This is a genomic window from Stenotrophomonas sp. 8(2023) (genome assembly GCF_030345295.1).
GTDB lineage: Bacteria > Pseudomonadota > Gammaproteobacteria > Xanthomonadales > Xanthomonadaceae > Stenotrophomonas > Stenotrophomonas muris.
Map to the genome: position 1 here is coordinate 2960018 of NZ_CP128404.1, position 16058 is coordinate 2976075.

The 16058-nt window shown below is 66.6% G+C and carries 12 protein-coding genes; 4 read left to right on the top strand and 8 right to left on the bottom strand.

The window, feature by feature from the left end:
* Complete coding sequence (locus QP609_RS13910) at nt 1-600, bottom strand: NfuA family Fe-S biogenesis protein (RefSeq protein ID WP_014037813.1); 600 nt, start codon at nt 598-600, stop codon at nt 1-3.
* A 90-nt stretch (nt 601-690) separates the two neighbouring features.
* Here QP609_RS13910 and QP609_RS13915 point away from each other — a divergent pair, with 90 nt between their 5' ends.
* The 3 genes from QP609_RS13915 (at nt 691) to zupT (ending at nt 2362) form a co-directional block, all read left to right on the top strand.
* Entirely contained in the window at nt 691-1041 is a 351-nt protein-coding gene (locus QP609_RS13915; protein ID WP_197621052.1) for a 4a-hydroxytetrahydrobiopterin dehydratase, read from the top strand.
* Nucleotides 1038-1454, top strand: coding sequence for an energy transducer TonB (locus QP609_RS13920; protein ID WP_014647742.1), 417 nt, complete (start codon nt 1038-1040; stop codon nt 1452-1454). The genes QP609_RS13915 and QP609_RS13920 overlap by 4 nt, the downstream gene beginning before the upstream one ends.
* Nucleotides 1455-1552: 98 nt before the next feature.
* Nucleotides 1553-2362: a zinc transporter ZupT gene (zupT, locus tag QP609_RS13925; RefSeq protein WP_014647743.1), complete on the top strand. Its 810-nt coding sequence runs from the start codon at nt 1553-1555 to the stop codon at nt 2360-2362.
* A 102-nt stretch (nt 2363-2464) separates the two neighbouring features.
* On the opposite strand, the gene QP609_RS13930 is transcribed toward zupT, so the two are convergent.
* Complete coding sequence (locus QP609_RS13930; protein ID WP_049403782.1) at nt 2465-3439, bottom strand: RluA family pseudouridine synthase; 975 nt, start codon at nt 3437-3439, stop codon at nt 2465-2467.
* 407 nt (nt 3440-3846) lie between these two features.
* Here QP609_RS13930 and rne point away from each other — a divergent pair, with 407 nt between their 5' ends.
* Complete coding sequence (rne, locus tag QP609_RS13935; RefSeq protein ID WP_197621053.1) at nt 3847-7098, top strand: ribonuclease E; 3252 nt, start codon at nt 3847-3849, stop codon at nt 7096-7098.
* A gap of 169 nt (nt 7099-7267) precedes the next feature.
* On the opposite strand, the gene QP609_RS13940 is transcribed toward rne, so the two are convergent.
* The 6 genes from QP609_RS13940 to QP609_RS13965 are packed head-to-tail and all read right to left on the bottom strand — an operon-like array spanning nt 7268 to nt 15982.
* On the bottom strand, nt 7268-8155 hold the full coding sequence (locus QP609_RS13940) for an endonuclease/exonuclease/phosphatase family protein (RefSeq protein WP_032960121.1): 888 nt from the start codon (nt 8153-8155) through the stop codon (nt 7268-7270).
* Nucleotides 8156-8157: 2 nt separating this feature from the next.
* A complete protein-coding gene (locus QP609_RS13945) occupies nt 8158-11325 on the bottom strand; it encodes a discoidin domain-containing protein (protein WP_053496314.1) in 3168 nt (1055 codons plus the stop codon).
* Nucleotides 11322-12158, bottom strand: a complete 837-nt coding sequence (locus tag QP609_RS13950; protein WP_006456347.1) for a carbohydrate ABC transporter permease — start codon at nt 12156-12158, stop codon at nt 11322-11324. Before QP609_RS13950 ends, QP609_RS13945 begins: the two co-directional genes overlap by 4 nt.
* Nucleotides 12155-13036 (bottom strand): sugar ABC transporter permease, encoded by an 882-nt coding sequence (locus tag QP609_RS13955; RefSeq protein ID WP_005410323.1) that lies wholly within the window; start codon nt 13034-13036, stop codon nt 12155-12157. Before QP609_RS13955 ends, QP609_RS13950 begins: the two co-directional genes overlap by 4 nt.
* The gene (locus tag QP609_RS13960) at nt 13033-14373 is read right to left on the bottom strand and encodes a sugar ABC transporter substrate-binding protein (protein ID WP_014647749.1); all 1341 of its coding nucleotides are present in this window, start codon (nt 14371-14373) and stop codon (nt 13033-13035) included. The genes QP609_RS13955 and QP609_RS13960 overlap by 4 nt, the downstream gene beginning before the upstream one ends.
* A 4-nt stretch (nt 14374-14377) precedes the next feature.
* A complete protein-coding gene (locus tag QP609_RS13965; protein WP_014647750.1) occupies nt 14378-15982 on the bottom strand; it encodes a glucoamylase family protein in 1605 nt (534 codons plus the stop codon).
* Nucleotides 15983-16058 lie beyond the last annotated feature (76 nt).

Below are 16058 nucleotides of genomic sequence, written 5' to 3' on the forward strand. Positions count from 1 at the left end.
TCAGGCGACGTTGCCGCGCGGAATGTAAGGCGCGTGGCCGCTGTCATGATCGGTCGCGTCACGCACGGCGGTCACGCCCGGCACGCGGCCCATCAGGGTTTTTTCGATGCCCTGCTTGAGCGTCACATCGGCCATGCCGCAGCCCTGGCAGCCACCACCGAAGCGCAGCAGCACCACGCCGTCGGACGAGACTTCCTGCACGGCCACCTTGCCGCCATGCGAGGCCAGCTGCGGATTGACTTCGTTCTCCACCACCCAGTGCACGCGTTCGACCAGCGAGGCCGCATCACCCGGCGCTTCGCCCTTGATGCGCGGCGCCTTGATGGTCAGCTGCTGGGCACCGGCGGTGCCGGCGACGATGTCGATCTCGGCGCCATCGAGCCAGCCAACGCTGCCGGCGTCGACATAGAGGGTGAAACCATCGCAGTCCACCGCCCACTCGTCACCGAGCAGGTCGGTCGGTTCGGCGAATTCCAGCCGGGCATCGGCGCGCGGCGTACCGGGGTCGACCGCGCTCAGGCGCACGCCCATGCCGGGCACGCCCTCGCGTTCGATCAACTTGCGGAAATGGGTCTGGGCAGTGTCGGAGATCTGGATCATCAGGCTATTCTAGCCAAGTAAGCGTCAGCCGCTCATTCGGTTTATACACCGTCCGGCGCATTGTTCAGTCAACACGAGGTGGAGATTCCCATGGCCGACCTGATTCCACTGGCCCACGCCCGTTGCGTGCCGCGCAAAGGCAGCGACCACAAGCTCGGCGAGGCCCGCCTGGCCGAACTGCTGCCGCAGGTTCCCGGCTGGGAGCTGAGCGAGGGTGACCAGGCCCTGTCGCGTACCTTCCGCTTCAAGGATTACTACGCCACCATGGCCTTCGTGAACGCGCTGGCCTGGATCGCCCACCGCGAGGACCACCACCCGGACCTGGGCGTGCACTACGACCGCGCGGTCGTGCGCTTCTCCACCCACGATGTGGGCGGGCTGAGCGAGAACGACTTCATCTGCGCGGCCAAGACTTCGGCCCTGACGGAGCAACTGCCATGAACGTACGTTTGCTGAGCCTGTCCCTGATCGCTGCGACCGGCCTGGCCGGCTGTGGCGCGTCCGAACCGCCGTCACCGCCACCACCGCCGCCGACCGAAGTGGCCGCGGTGAAGACGCCGCCGCCGCAGTACCCGCTGGAACTGGCCTGCATGGGCGTGGGCGGCACCAGCACCTTCAAGGTGACCATCGGCACCGACGGCAAGCCGAGCGAGGTTGCGCTGTTGACCGGGGCCGGCAACCCGCAGCTGGACGAACTGGCCAAGACCGCCGTGCAGGGCTGGCAGTTCAAGGCCGCCACCCGTAACGGCCAACCGGTGCCGGCCACCATCCAGGTTCCTGTCAGCTTCAACCCGCCACAGCCGAAGCCGGACCAGTGCTTCGCCATCGAAGAACGCCTGCGCCGCGGCGGCTGATCGCGCACACCCCGACGGGGCCTGCCGACGCCCGCCTCGCCCTCGCCGCCCCGGCCCTGCCCGGGGCGGCTGTCTGTTGACCAGGATCGCGTGGGTTGATGCTGCAGATTCCCCCTGAAAACATCTGGATCGCACTGGCGGTCACGCTTGCCGCAGGCCTGGCCACCGCGATCGGCAGCCTGCTGGTGCTGTTCTCGCGCCGCCCCAGCCCGCGCCTGCTGGCGTTCGGCCTGGCCTTTGCCGGTGGCGCGATGGTCTATGTGTCGCTGTCGGAGATCCTCAACAAGTCCATTGCGTCGTTTGCACTGGCGTATGGCGAGCGCACCGGCTTCACCTACGGCACCCTGGCCTTCCTGCTGGGCGTGATCGTGATCGTACTGATCGACCACTTCATTCCCAATCCGCATGACAGCCTGGACAAACAGGACCCTGCGTTCCGCGAGAACAGCCGCGAGTACCTGAAGCGGGTCGCGCTGCTGACCTCGGTTGCGATCACCGCACACAATTTCCCGGAAGGGCTGGCGACCTTCTTTGCCACGCTGGAAAGCCCATCGGTGGGCATGCCACTGGCCTTCGCCATCGCCATCCACAACATTCCCGAGGGCATCGCGATCGCGGTGCCGGTGTACTTCGCCACCCAGAACAAGTTCTACGCGTTCAGTGCCAGCCTGCTGTCCGGCCTGGCCGAGCCCGTGGGCGCGGCGCTTGGCTACTGGCTGCTGTCAGGATCGCTGTCGCACGCCACGTTCGGCTGGGTGTTCGGCCTGATCGCCGGCGTGATGGTGTTCCTGGCGCTGGATGAGCTGCTGCCGGCGGCCAAGCGCTATGCCAAGGGCCACGAGACGGTTTACGGACTGGTGGCCGGCATGGGCACGCTGGCGATCAGCCTGGTGCTGTTCAAGTGGTGAGGGGTTGCCGGCTCGCCCTGTAGAGTCCAGCCATGCTCGACTGGCTTTCCGCGCGGCCCGACCGAGGCGCAGTCGAGCGTGACTCGACGCTACAGGAGATCCTTACTTCAGCCGGTCCAGCGCCTCGACCAGCTCATCCGCCAGCGGCGCGTTCAATACGTATGGGCTCTTGCCGTCATCCAGCGCGAACTCCAGCGAGGCCGCATGCAGGAACAGGCGCTTCAGCCCGATCTGCTCACGAAGCCGCTTGTTGACCGCTGGATCGCCGTATTTGTCGTCACCGGCCACTGGATGCCCCAGATGCTGGGCGTGCACGCGGATCTGGTGGGTACGGCCGGTCTCGATGCGGACTTCGCAGTACGAATGGCCACCGCGGCGTTCCAGCACCCGGAAGTGGCTGATCGATTCCTTGCCGATCGCATTGACCTGCACATGGCGCTCGCCGCCCTGGCGCAGGCCCACGTGCAGCGGTGCGTCGACCGTCATCACGCCGTCGGGCATGCGCCCGGCCAGCAGGGTCAGGTAGCGCTTGCGGATGCCGGCGCCGTGGTCTTCACGCAGCAAGGCCTGCAGTTCGCTCAGCGCCGAGCGCTTCTTGGCCACGATCAGCAGGCCCGAGGTGTCGCGATCCAACCGGTGGACCAGCTCCAGGGTCTGCCCCGGGCGCAGCGCGCGCAGGGTCTCGATGGCGCCGAAGCTGATGCCGCTGCCGCCGTGGCTGGCCACGCCGGTCGGCTTGTTCAGGGCCAGCAGGCGGGCGTCCTCGAAGACGATGGCCTGCTCCAGGCGGCGCATGAACGCCTCCGGCGGACCGGCCTTGTCTCCTTCCTCAGTGAGACGGACCGGCGGCACGCGCACCTCGTCACCGGCCTCGAGCTTGCGTTCGGCCTTGGCGCGGCCACCGTTCACCCGAACCTGGCCACTGCGCACCAGCTTGTAGACCAAGCTGCGCGGGGCGCCCTTCAGCTGGCCGAGCAGGAAGTTGTCCAGGCGCTGGCCGGCGCGGTCGGCGGGAACGGTGATCATGCGCACGGAAGGCTTGTCGCCAGCGGGTTTGGTGGGGTCTTGGGCGGTCATCAGGCTGTTTATTCTGTTACACTCGGGGGGCGAGATAAGGGATTGATTTCGTTGGAAGTTACTCAGGGCCAGAAGCCCAGCTTCCGACGAATCCGGCACAGTGCGCGACCACCGCCCGCGGGGCGGCCATGTTAGCGGCTCACCGGCCTTCCCGGCCATCGCCGGATGCCTGACACGCAACCGTGCTGAACATGTCCCGCGTGGCGCTCCAGCCTGGCTGACAGCTGCCTGCGGCCTGTAACACCCCAAAACCCATAAGAGTGAAGCGCTCCCGCGGCCTGCCGTGGTGTCGTAGCGCTGGAAACCCAAGCCGCCCTCCCCGCGCTTGCGCGAATGGGCGGCGAACCGTGTCCAGAGGCGAAACCCCATGGCGTTCCGCGCGGTAGCCGCTTGCGAGGAACGCAACAATGAAGCGAATGCTGATCAACGCCACGCAGGCTGAAGAGCTGCGTGTTGCCATCGTGGATGGCCAGTCGTTGTATGACATCGACATCGAACAGCCGTCGAAGGAACAGAAGAAGTCCAACATCTACAAGGGCCGGATCTTCCGCATCGAGCCCTCGCTGGAAGCCGCCTTCGTCGAGTACGGCGGTGGCCGCCATGGCTTCCTGCCGCTGAAGGAAATCTCCCGCGACTACTTCCAGGCCGGTGTCGACCACAACAAGGCCGGCATCCGCGAGCTGCTGAAGGAAGGCCAGGAGATCGTCGTCCAGGTCGACAAGGAAGAGCGTGGCAACAAGGGCGCCGCCCTGACCACGTTCATCTCGCTGGCCGGCCGCTACATGGTGCTGATGCCGAACTCGCCCAGCGCCGGCGGCGTTTCCCGTCGCATCGAGGGCGAAGACCGGGCCGCGCTGAAGGACGCCCTGGACAAGCTGAACATTCCCGACGACATGGGCGTGATCATCCGTACCGCCGGCGTCGGCCGCGATGCGGAAGAGCTGCAGTGGGACCTGGACTACCTGCTCAATGTCTGGCGAGCCATCGCCGAAGCCGCACTGAGCAAGCCGGCTCCGTTCCTGATCTACCAGGAATCGCGCCTGATCGTGCGCGCCCTGCGTGACTACCTGCGCGCCGACATCGGCGAGATCCTGGTAGACACCGAGGAGATGTACGAGCACGCCCGCGAGTTCATGCAGCAGGTGATGCCGCAGACCCTGCGCAAGCTCAAGCATTACAAGGACGACATCCCGCTGTTCAACCGCTTCCAGATCGAGTCGCAGATCGAGGGCGCCTACGAGCGCAACGTGCGCCTGCCGTCGGGCGGCTCGATCGTGGTCGACCAGACCGAAGCGCTGACCGCGGTCGACGTCAATTCCTCGCGCGCCACCAAGGGCAGCGACATCGAGGACACCGCGTTCCAGACCAACCTGGAAGCGGCCGAGGAAGTGGCCCGCCAGCTGCGCCTGCGCGACCTGGGCGGCCTGGTGGTGATCGACTTCATCGACATGGCCTCCAACAAGCACCAGCGCGAGGTCGAGAACCGCCTGGCCAACGCGCTGAAGTACGACCGTGCGCGCGTCCAGGTTGGCCGCATCTCGCGCTTCGGCCTGCTGGAAATGAGCCGCCAGCGCCTGCGCCCGAGCCTGGGTGAATCCAGCCAGATCGTCTGCCCGCGTTGCGACGGCCACGGCCGCATGCGCAGCGTCGAGTCGCTGTCGCTGTCGATCATCCGCGTTGCCGAAGAGCATGCGATGAAGGAAAACACCGGGCAGGTGCTGGTCCAGGCGCCGGTGGAGATCGCCAATTACCTGCTGAACGAAAAGCGCAGTGCCCTGCGCGAGATCGAGCAGCGCCACGAGGCGCCGATCGTGATCGTCGCCGACGAGCAGCTGCACACCCCGCACTACACCGTCACCCGCCTGCGCGAGAACGAGCTGGGTGAAGAGAGCAACAAGCCCAGTTACCAGCGCGGTACCCCGCGCAAGCTGCCGGTGCATGCCCTGACCAAGGGCCAGCTGAACATCCCGCCGCCGGCGGTGACCCAGGTCAAGCACACCTCCCCTGCCCCGGTGCGCGAGGAAGTGGAGCCGGCCGCAGCGGCACCGGCCCCGGTCGTGGCAGCGCCGGTTGCAGCGGCCCCGAGCGGCGGCGTGATCGGTTGGCTCAAGCGCGTGTTCGGTGGCGAACCGGCGCCGGCGCCGGCACCGGCGGCTCCTGTTGCCCGCCAGCAGCAGGACGGCGGCCGCAAGGACCGCAACAAGGATCGCAACAAGGACCGCAAGGATCGCCGCGACGACAACCGTGGCAACGGCAACGCTCAGCAGCAGAAGGATGGCGGCAACCGCAAGGAGCGCGGTGAGCAGCGCAAAGACGGCCGCAACGGCAACAACGGCAATGCCCAGCAGCAGCCGCAGCAGGGCAGGCAGAAGGAGCCGCAGCAGAAGGACGGCCAGCAGCCGCAGCAGCAGAACAAGCCGCGCAACGAGCAGCAGGGCCAGAACCAGAACCAGCAGCAGCCGAAGCTGAAGCAGCCCAAGCAGCCGCGCCAGCCGCAGGACGGTGACAAGCCGGCCGAGAAGCCGCAGCGCAGCACCGCCGAGGCACCGGCCGAGGCCGTGACCGCGGCTGCCGCCGTGGCCGCCACGGCGGTCGCCGCCAATGGGGTGACCGCTCAGGAAGCCACTGCGCCGGTGGCGCCGGTTGCGCCGGCCGCCTCCGCTCCGGCGGAAGCCACTGCACCGGCCGACACCACTGCCAACGCCGGCAACGAGGCCGAGGCGATTGCCGTGACCGGTGAAGAGGCTGCTGTCGACGCCAACGGCGAGCAGGCCGGTGAAGGCGCGACCCGCCGCCGCCGTGGCCGTCGTGGTGGCCGTCGCCGCCGTCGTGGTGGCGCCGAGAACGCTGCCGGCAGCGATGGCCTGGGCGATGATCAGGACGACGCGGACGACAGTGATGACACCGATGCCGCTGATGTCGCCGAGCAGAGCAACGACAGCGTCGCCGGGACCACTCCGGTCGCGGCCGCGCAGCCGGCCCGTCCGCAACCGGAATTCGATTTCGATGACGAAGTCGAACCGACCGCTGCCGAATCCGGAAAGCCGGTCCGTGCCGCCGCCGCTGTTGTCGCCGCGCCGGTCGCGGTGGTGAGCAGCACCGTGGTCGATGCCGCTGCACCGGTGGTGGCCGAGGTACAGGCCCCGATCAATACCGTGGCCAAGGCCGAACCGGCATCTTCGCCGGTGCAGACCAGCATGCTCGATGCCATCGACGCGGCGACCCCGGCCCAGCCGGTGGTGGCTGCAGCACCGGCGGTCGAAGCCAAGCCGGTCGTGGTTGAGGCTGCCCCGGCCGTTGAAGCCACTCCGGTGGTCGAAGTGAAGCCGGTCGTGGAATCGAAGCCAGAAATCGCTGAAGCCGCTCCGGCGGTCGAAGCCGAGCCGCTGGCCGTTGAGGCCGCCCCGGTGGTGGAGGCCGCTCCCGCGGTTGAAGCCAAGCCGGTTGTCAAGACCGCACCGGTCGCCGAACAGCCCGTCGCTCCGGTGGCAGTTGAAGCCGCACCGGTGGAAGCTGCGGCCCCGGTCGCCGATGCGGTGGTGACGCCGTCGATCGATCCGGCCGCCGATGGTCACACCGATGCCGCCGCCCAGGCGGCCGAAGCCAAGGCCGACGAAGAAGACGAAGACGCCGCCAAGCGCACGCCGCCGGCGAACTGATCGCGATCTGGTCGCGTGAAAAGGAACGGCGGGGATCGATGATCCCCGCCGTTTCTGCTTGTGCGCCGGGCGCGTGCAGCGCTCTGGTAGAGGCCAACCTTGGTTGGCGCCGTTGTTCGAGCGAACGCGGACACGTCCGTGCCAACCAAGGTTGGCACCTACCAGGACATCAGCGCGTCGGCGCGAACTGCAACCGGGTCCACACGCCGTAGTGGTCCGAGGCCCAGCGACCGCTGTCATCTGGCTGGTCGAACAGGAGCTTCGCTTCGCGCGCGACCATCCGGTCCTGCTGGAAGAAGATGTGGTCGATACGCGAAGGTGCCTGGTAATAGTGCCGGTTCAAGGTGCTGACCCCGGCCAGGTCGGTGTTGACGTGCACGCTGCCATAGCTGTCGCCGTAATGGCTGCGCAGCTCGCTCAGGTCACCTGCGTCCACCAGCGCATTGAAGTCGCCCGCGATCACCACCGGCGCGCCGGCCGAGGTAGCGGTGATGAAGCGCAGCAGGTCCTCGACCTGGGTACGGCGGATGCGCTGACCACTCTCGTCGTTGCGCTCGTTGAGATGCGTGGCGTAGACGTTCACCGGCGTGCCGTCGACGTCGATGCGCAGGTGGGCCACCGTGCGGTAGTCGTCCAATGGCAGCAGCAGATGGTCCCCCTGGGCGAGGATCGGCCGCCGGGTCAGCAACGCATTGCCGTAACGCTTCGGCGCACCCACCGGATCGGTGGACACGAATACGTACTTGTAGCCGAGTTGGCTGGCCAGCCACTGCGCCTGGTTGCGCACGTTGCGGCGCTGGATCACCTCCTGCAGCGCGATGGCATCGGGCTGCAGGCGCTTGAGTTCGGCCAGGATGGTACGGCGGCGGCTTGGCCAGTCTTCGCGGTCATGATGGAGGTTGAAGGTGACCATGCTCATGCCTGGCGCGCTGGCGATGTCCACCGCTGGCGATGCGACCTGCGGCACCGCCGCCAGCGTCAGCCCTGGCAATGCCAATGCAATGGCCAGCCCCAGGGCGCGCACCGTCGCACGCGCTCCCTCCCCTTGTTGCTTCATCGTTACTGCCCCTTGCGCTCGGCGCGGCGCACCGCGCCCGGTACATCGATCTCGACCCGTGCCGGCAACTGGTGCACGTGCAGTTCCTTGTTGATCCATTCGGCCGCTTCGCCGTTGATGGTCGCCTCGCCCGGATCACCGGCGTACGGCCACGGCAACACCACGCCACCGACCGGTGGCACCAGGCCCGGCTGCACCTCCAGCACCAGCTGCTTGTCGCTGCGCTGCAGGCGGTAATTGAGCTGGCCCTGCGGCGTGCGAAGGCCCTGCACGGCGATGCCCTCGCCCTGCAGCCAGGCCGTCGGGATGCCGGCGGCCAACACCAGTGCATCGTCCATGTCACGACTGTAGGCGAACATGTCCAGGGCCGAGCGCACGAAGTCCGAGGCGACCCAGGCATGCGGCAGGTCACCGACGAAGAACGGCTTGCGCGGCGTGCGCGAGACCACTTCGGCCCACTGGTTCCAGGCCTGCGGCGCACGGTCCTTGAAGAAGAACTCGGTCGCCTGCCAGGCGCGATCGCGCCAGCCCAGGCGAACGAAGGCGGCCACGTTGCGCCATTCGTACGGCGTGTAGTCCTTCCACTCGCGCTTGCCATCGCGGCGGGCCACGAATTCCTTCCAGTAGCGCTCGAAGGTCGCCTCCAACGCCTGCTGAGGCAGCCGGCCCTGCTCGCCGCCCGGCGCCAGCGCGATGGTGGTCGAGGTCGCGTCGAAATCGCCCAGCTCGGCCGAGCCCGGCAGGTAGTCGATGTTGTGCTGCTGCATCGCCGACAGCAGTGACGCCTGCAGGTCATCACGGAACTGGTCACGCGACTCGGCGATCTGCATCGCTTCGACCTTGCCCAGCTGGGCCGCCAGCGATGCTGCGTCCTTGTAGCCGCGCAACGCCCAGAAATTATCCCAGTACGAATGCATCGGCTTGGCCGAATAGCCTTCGTGGCTGATCGAGGCCGGCATCATCCCGTAGAACGCCGGATTGCGCGCACGGTTCTCTTCGGTACGCTCGCTGGCACGCAGCTGCTCCATGTAGCTGTAGGCGCCCTGCACGTGCGGCCACATCAGCTCGGCGAAGGTGCTGTCGCCGGTATAGCGCCCATATTCGGCGATGCTGTAGATCAGCTCACCGTGGCTGTCGTTCTCCGGTACCGGGTCGCTGCCGCGCGCATCGACACAGCACGGCACCTTGCCGTTCTCGAACTGGTAAGGCGCATACCAGTTGATGTAGTCACGCACGGCATCGCTGCGCCCCATGCGCAGCAGGCCTTCGGAAATCATCGCGCCGTCGCGGATCCAGCTGCGCGCGTACGAGCGCGTGCCCGGCTGCAGGCGCGGGCCGACCCGGGAGATCAGCATGTGCGCCACGGCGGTGCGCAGGGTGTCGACCAGGGCCTGGCCTGCCGCCGGCACCTGCAGCGAGACCACGCCCAGCGCGTGCCGCCACTGTTCGGCCACCTGCGCCTGCGCCTTGGCCACGTCCAGCGCCTGCGGCGCCCAGCTCCCGGTCTGCGGCAGCACCACTGCCACTTCGCGGCTCTGCCCGGGTTCCAGCTTGATCGTATACAGCAGCGCACCGGACGCCATGCCGGTACTGTCCTTCACTGCCGTAGTGGCCGGATACTTTCCGGACGCAAGATGCATCGCATCGAGCTTGCCATCGAACGTGCTGGCGAAACGGGCATCGGGCACCTGCAGTGGATAGATGCGCGGCTCGCCGTTGATGCGTACCAGCTGTTCGCCCACGTCCAGCGCATCGATGCGGCTGAAGCCGCCGACGGTGTTGAGGAACTGGGTCGGCGGGTTGACCTGCCAGGGGCGGATCGCCAGCGCCAGGGTGTACTCGTGCGCCACCTTGTCCGGATTGCTCAGCCGATAGCGGCCGATCAACTGCGCGCGCTCCGGCGTGCCCTGCACGAAGCTGGTCACCGCCAGGCCGGCCTTCTCGTGCACCCAGTCGACGTTGGCGATCGGAAGATAGTGGTCCTGCAGCGACTGGGTAGTGGCCACCTTCGACCAGTCCAGCAGCTTGCCGTCGAGGCGGATGAACGGCTCGATGCTGAAGCTGCCCTTGGCCGGCTCCAGCGCACCGTCCTCGCTGATCAGCGCCTGTTCCTGGCCGCCATCGAGGCCGAGCAGGGTCCAGTACGGCTGTTCGCCCACATACGCACGCGGCAGCGAACCGCGCGGCAGGTCGGCCGCCACCGAGGACAGGAAGGCGTTCGGCGTGGCGGCGAACGCCAGCGGCTTGAGCGTGATGTCACGGATGCCATAGCGCCAGTTCGGGCCATCGAGCAGATCGAAACGCACGTAGCGTGCGTCGGTGTCCGGCAGCGCCAGCCAGTCGCGGCCACCCGCACCGCCGGTCACCTCGCGCACAGTGCGCCAGTCCCGGCCATCTTCGGACGTCCGCACGGTGTAACGATTGGCTTCCAGGTTCGGCAGCCAGTCGATCACCGCACCGCCGATCTCGCGGCTCTTGTGCAGGTCCAGGCTGATGGTCTGCTGCTTGACCCCGCCGCTGATCCAGAACGTATCGCCCTTGCCATCGATCATGCGGTCCTGCAGCGCGGTGGCGGTATCGGCGATGACCGATGGCACCAGTGCCGAATCATCCTGCGGTGGCAGGCCCTGCAGGGTCAGCTTGTCGAAGCACACCGTGCCGCGGCCACCGACCTTGCTGTAGATCGTGAACTCGACCGCGGCGCTGCGCGCCATCTCCTTCTCGGGCGACGGCCCCCACGCCTTGTCGATCTGGCGACGCCGGTATTCGACCGGTGTCCACGCCTTGGGGAAGCTGTAGCCCGGGCGGTTGACCCACCAGACGTTGTCGCCGCTGGCATCGATCAGCTTGAACTGCAGGTCGTTGGCCGGCGAATCACCACGCAGCTGGAAGCCGAAACGGTAGTTGACCGGGTAGTCGATGTTCAGCGCGCGGCGGATGCCGACGTAGCCGGAGACCTTGTGGAAATCATAGTCCAGGCACAGGGCACGGCCGCCGCCGGCGCCGCTGACCGGCCGCAGCGAACCACTGACCTGGTCGGACAGCACCAGTTTCCAGGCGCCGATATCGTCGAAGTCGTCCAGCACCTTCGGCGCCGGCAGTGCCGGTGGTGCGGCGATCGCCAGGGAGGTCCACAACAGTCCCAGTCCAACGGCGATCGCTCGCTTCATCCCTTGACGCTCCCCAGCAACAGACCTTGGATGTAGTACCGCTGCAGCACCAGGAACAGCGCCAGCACCGGAACCACGGTGACCACCGCGCCAGCCATCATCATTTCCACGTCCATGATGTGTTCGCGCGAGAGGGTGGCCAGCGCCACCGGCAAAGTGTAGTGCTCCTGGTCGGTCAACACGATCAGCGGCCACATGAAATCGTTCCATGCGCCCATGAAGGTGAAGATCGCCAGGGTCACCAGCACCGGCTTGAGCATCGGCAGCACGATCTGGAAGAAGATGCGCAGCTCCCCTGCCCCGTCGATGCGCGCCGCTTCCAGCAGTTCGTCCGGGATCGAACGTGCGTACTGGCGTACCAGGAAGATGCCGAACACGCTGGCCAGCGCCGGCACGATCACGCCGCCGAAGCTGTTGACCAGCCCCAGCTGCTTCATCAGCAGGAACAGTGGCAGCATCGCCACCTGCGCTGGAATCACCAGCGCCGCCATCAGTACCTGGAACAGGCGCTCGCGGCCGACGAAGTTGAGCTTGGCGAAAGCGTAACCGGCCATGGTGTTGAGCAGCAGCGAGCCGATCGTGATGCCCAGCGACACCAGCAGGCTGTTGGCGAAGTTGCCGCCCATGCCGGTGCGCGCGAACAGTTCATGGTAGTTGTGCGTGGTGATGCTCGAAGGCAGCAGCGGCGGCGGGAAATGGCTGGCCTCGCCCTGCGGCATGAACGAGACCGAGACCATCCACAGCAGCGGTGCCAGGCTGACCAGGGCCAGCACCAGCAACGCACCATTGATCATCCACGGGTACCAGCGCGACTGGCCGATTTCACGACTCATACCAACTGCCTCTTGCGGCCGAAACGCAGCATCACGGTGGTCACCGCCAGGATGATCAGGAACAGCAGGAACGCCACGGCGGAGGCGCGTCCCAGGTTCCACCACTTGAAGCCTTCCTCGAACATGAAATACAGCACGCTGACGGTGCTCTGCAGTGGGTCGCCGCGGGTCATCACGTAGGGTTCGGCGAACAGCTGGAAGTAGCCGGACACGGTAATCACCCCGACCACCAGCAGCACCGGGCCGAGCATCGGCAGGGTGATGTGCAGGAACTGCTTCCAGCGCGAGGCACCATCGATGCGCGCCGCTTCGTACAGGTCATGCGGGATCGCCTGCAGGCCGGCCAGGAAGATCACCATGTTGTAGCCGAAGTTCTTCCACACCGCGAACAGCATGATGGTCGGCATCGCCCAGTTGGGATCACCCAGCCAGTCGATCGGGCTGATGCCCAGATGGCCCAGGCCGTAGTTCACCAGGCCATAGCTGGTATGGAACAGGTAGCGCCAGATCACCGCCACCGCCACCAGCGTGGTCACCACCGGCGCGAACAGTGCCGTGCGGAACAGGGCCTTGAAGCGCGCGGCCGGTGCATTGAGCAGCATCGCCGCGCCCAACGACACGCCGATCGACAACGGCACGCCGATCAGCACGAAGTAGGTGGTGTTCCACAGCGACTTCCAGAACATCGGCGTCTGCAGCAGGTCGATGTAGTTGCCCAGGCCGACGAAGCGCAGGTTGCTGCTATCGGCCAGTGCATAGAGGTCGAAGTCGGTCACGCTCAGTGCAAGCGCCGAGGCGACCGGCAGGCCGAAGAACACGCCCAGCACGATCAGCGAGGGGCCGGCGAAGATCCAGCCGGCCAGCGAAGTACGTTTCATTGCGCGCTCCCGGCGGCCACGGCGCTGCTCGATTGCGGCGACGGCGCGCGCTCCTGCAGGCGTTGTTGTTCATGCATCCAGCGGCGCTTGGCCAGCACCTTGTCCACGCGCTGGTCCAGCTCTTCCACGGCCTTGTCCTGCGGCAGGCCACCGCGCACCACCTTCTCGGTGACGATGCGCATTTCCTGCACGATGCGCTCCCATTCGAGCACCTTCGGCGTCGGCCTGACCCGCTCCAGCTGATCGCGGAACGCGGCCGCCAGCGGGTCATTGGCCAGCGACGGCGTGTTCCACGCACTGCGGCGCGGCGGCAGGTCGCCAATGATCGAATGGAAGCGTGCCTGGATTTCCGGCCGCGACAGGAATTCGATCAGCTTCCAGGACGCCTCCTTCTGCTGCGACTTGCGGAAGATCACCAGGCTGGTACCACCGGCGATGCCCGCGCCCGGACCGTCCGGCCCCGGCAGCGCGGCGGTGCCCCACTGCCCTTCCAGTTCCTTCGGCTGCAGCTTCTTGAACTCGCGGATGTTCCAGGGGCCGGAGATGTAGAACACGTTGAAGCCGCGGAAGAATTCGTCCCAGACATTGGAGATCTGCGTCTCGGACATCTTCGGCGCCCAGCCCTGCTCGAACATGTTGGCGTAGAAGCCCAGCGTGCGGCGGAACCCCGGGCTGGAGAAATTGCCCCGGGTGTCGTCGTCACGCAGCAGCGGGTCGGGCTGCTGCAAGGCCAGCGACAGCTGCTGCTCGAACTCGTTGATCGGCATCAGCACCGCGTAGCGGCTCGGGCCCTGCATGCGCTTGATCGCCGCCATCTGCTCTTCCCATTCCTGCCACGTACGCGGCGGGTGGTCGTAGCCGGCCTTGGCCAGCAGGTCCTTGCGGTAGTAGATCAGGCGCGTATCGACGTACCACGGCACGCCGACCAGCCCGCCGTGGATCACGTTGGTATCCCAGATGCCCTGGAAGTAGTCCTTCGGGTCGACCACGGTGGAGCGCTGCACGAACGGCTGCAGCGGGGTCAGCGCGTCGAGTTCGGCGAACTCCGGCACCCAGGTGTTGCCAAGCTGGCACACGTCCGGCAGGCCGTCGGCGGCGAACGCGGTCAGCAGCTTCTCATGCGCGGCGGTCCACGGGATGTTCTGCACATCCACCTTGATGCCGGGGTTTTCGGCCTCGAATTCGTGGATCAGCTCGCTGACCACCTCGGCTTCGCGGCCCATCGCCCAGAAGCGCACGGTGGTGGTGCCCGGTTCGGTACGGGCGCAGCCGGCCACGGCCAACGCGGCCAGGGCAGGCAGCGCCCAGCGGCGCAGGCGGTCGATCCAGTTCGGCATCGGGCTACTTGCCCTGGCCTGTGGTGCGGTTGGCATTGTTCTTCTGTTCCTGCGCGGCAGCCGCGCGTGATTCGGCGATACCCACCGCGCGTGCTGCCGCGGCCTTTTCGTCTTTCTGCAGTTCCAGCGGCTGGAACGACCCTTCCGGCGCCAGCCAGCCGCCACTGAACCCGGCCCGCTCCAGGCCCTTGCGGATGTACGGGTTCTTCTTCATCACTTCCCAGACGAAGTCATCGCGGTAGTTGGCGATCATGGTCAGGATCGGGCCCTGGTCGATGGCGATGTAGTCGCTGGCGACCCAGCCGCGATCGGGAACCAGACGACCGGTCTTGATCGGGATGTCGTAGTTGAAGCTGGGGTTGAACGAATCCAGGAAGCCGTAGCTGGAATAGATGTAGTCGCCAAAGCGCTTGTGCATCTCCAGCGTGGCCGGGATCACCTGCTCGGGGGCGAACACCACCGAGGCGATCGCAGCGGTCGGGGCGATGGTGCCATCATCAAAGTTCTCGCGCAGGCCGGCGCCGCGCGAGGAGTAGTGGCGGAACTGGCGCTGCTCGCCGCGGTACTCCTGCGTGGTGTTCTGCGGACCATCGCTGGCGGTCAGGCCCCACACGTTCTCGCCATACTCCTTCCACTGCATCGGGTTGGCGATGGCATATTCGCGCTGGGCCAGCGCGGCCGACCGGCTGTTGAGGAAATAGGTGCTGCCGCGCTCGCGCATGTAAGCGTCCTGGATGTCGCGGAAGTCGATCCAGACGTGGCTGTACTGGTGGCCGAACAGCGGGCCGAAGGACAGGTATTCCTGGCCCTGGTAGACGCCCCAGTCGTTGTCGTAGGTACGCGTCCACACCGTCCACGCGTCCGGGCTGACCGGGTGCGTCGGCGAGCCCAGGGCGAGGATGTACACCATCATCGCCTCGTTGTAGCCCATCCAGTCGTGGTCGATGAAACCGCTCTCCGGGAACCAGCCCATCGAGATCAGCGGTGCACGCTGCTGCAGCCACGGCCAGTCGACCTTCTTGTACAACGTATCGGCGATCTGGCGGATTTCCTTCTCGCGCGGATCATCACCGTCGTAGTACGACTGCGCGAACAGCACGCCCATCATCAGCAGCGCGGTATCCACCGATGACAGCTCGACCCAGCTGTCGTAGCGACGGCCTTCCTGCATGTCCAGGAAGTGGTAGTAGAAGCCCTTGTAACCGGCCTTGCCGGTGCGCTGCGGGCCCATCGGCACGTCGCGGAAGAACTTCAGCGTGGTCAGCGTGCGGTCGATCGCCTGGTTGCGGCTGACCCAGCCGTTCTCGATGCCGATCGGATAGGCGGTCAGCGCGAAGCCGACCGAGGCGATGCTGGCGAACGGCCGCGACGGGTAGCGGTCCGGGGTCAGCCCGTTGACCTCGTTGGTGGTGTCCCAGAAGAACTGGAAGGTGCGGCGCTCGATGTCATCGAACAGCGGCGGCAGCTCAGGCTTCATGGGCCGCGGCGGTGCATCGGCCTCGATCAGGATCACCGGCGGGCGCGGTTTGGCAGGTTCCTGCTGGGCCGGCTGGCAGGCGGCCACGGCCAGGCTCAGCGCTGCGGCGGACAACAGATGGCGTGCCTGCATGGCGCGGTTCCTCCGGTGGTCTGATCGATGGGAAAGCATACCGTCCAATGATCTGAAATCGTTTACAAGGTGTGTG

Bases quoted from the DNA above. Each gene is read 5' to 3' on its own strand.
- QP609_RS13910 (WP_014037813.1), bottom strand. From the start codon at position 600: ATGATCCAGATCTCCGACACTGCCCAGACCCATTTCCGCAAGTTGATC.
- QP609_RS13915 (WP_197621052.1), top strand. From the start codon at position 691: ATGGCCGACCTGATTCCACTGGCCCACGCCCGTTGCGTGCCGCGCAAA.
- QP609_RS13920 (WP_014647742.1), top strand. From the start codon at position 1,038: ATGAACGTACGTTTGCTGAGCCTGTCCCTGATCGCTGCGACCGGCCTG.
- zupT (WP_014647743.1), top strand. From the start codon at position 1,553: ATGCTGCAGATTCCCCCTGAAAACATCTGGATCGCACTGGCGGTCACG.
- QP609_RS13930 (WP_049403782.1), bottom strand. From the start codon at position 3,439: ATGACCGCCCAAGACCCCACCAAACCCGCTGGCGACAAGCCTTCCGTG.
- rne (WP_197621053.1), top strand. From the start codon at position 3,847: ATGAAGCGAATGCTGATCAACGCCACGCAGGCTGAAGAGCTGCGTGTT.
- QP609_RS13940 (WP_032960121.1), bottom strand. From the start codon at position 8,155: ATGAAGCAACAAGGGGAGGGAGCGCGTGCGACGGTGCGCGCCCTGGGG.
- QP609_RS13945 (WP_053496314.1), bottom strand. From the start codon at position 11,325: ATGAAGCGAGCGATCGCCGTTGGACTGGGACTGTTGTGGACCTCCCTG.
- QP609_RS13950 (WP_006456347.1), bottom strand. From the start codon at position 12,158: ATGAGTCGTGAAATCGGCCAGTCGCGCTGGTACCCGTGGATGATCAAT.
- QP609_RS13955 (WP_005410323.1), bottom strand. From the start codon at position 13,036: ATGAAACGTACTTCGCTGGCCGGCTGGATCTTCGCCGGCCCCTCGCTG.
- QP609_RS13960 (WP_014647749.1), bottom strand. From the start codon at position 14,373: ATGCCGAACTGGATCGACCGCCTGCGCCGCTGGGCGCTGCCTGCCCTG.
- QP609_RS13965 (WP_014647750.1), bottom strand. From the start codon at position 15,982: ATGCAGGCACGCCATCTGTTGTCCGCCGCAGCGCTGAGCCTGGCCGTG.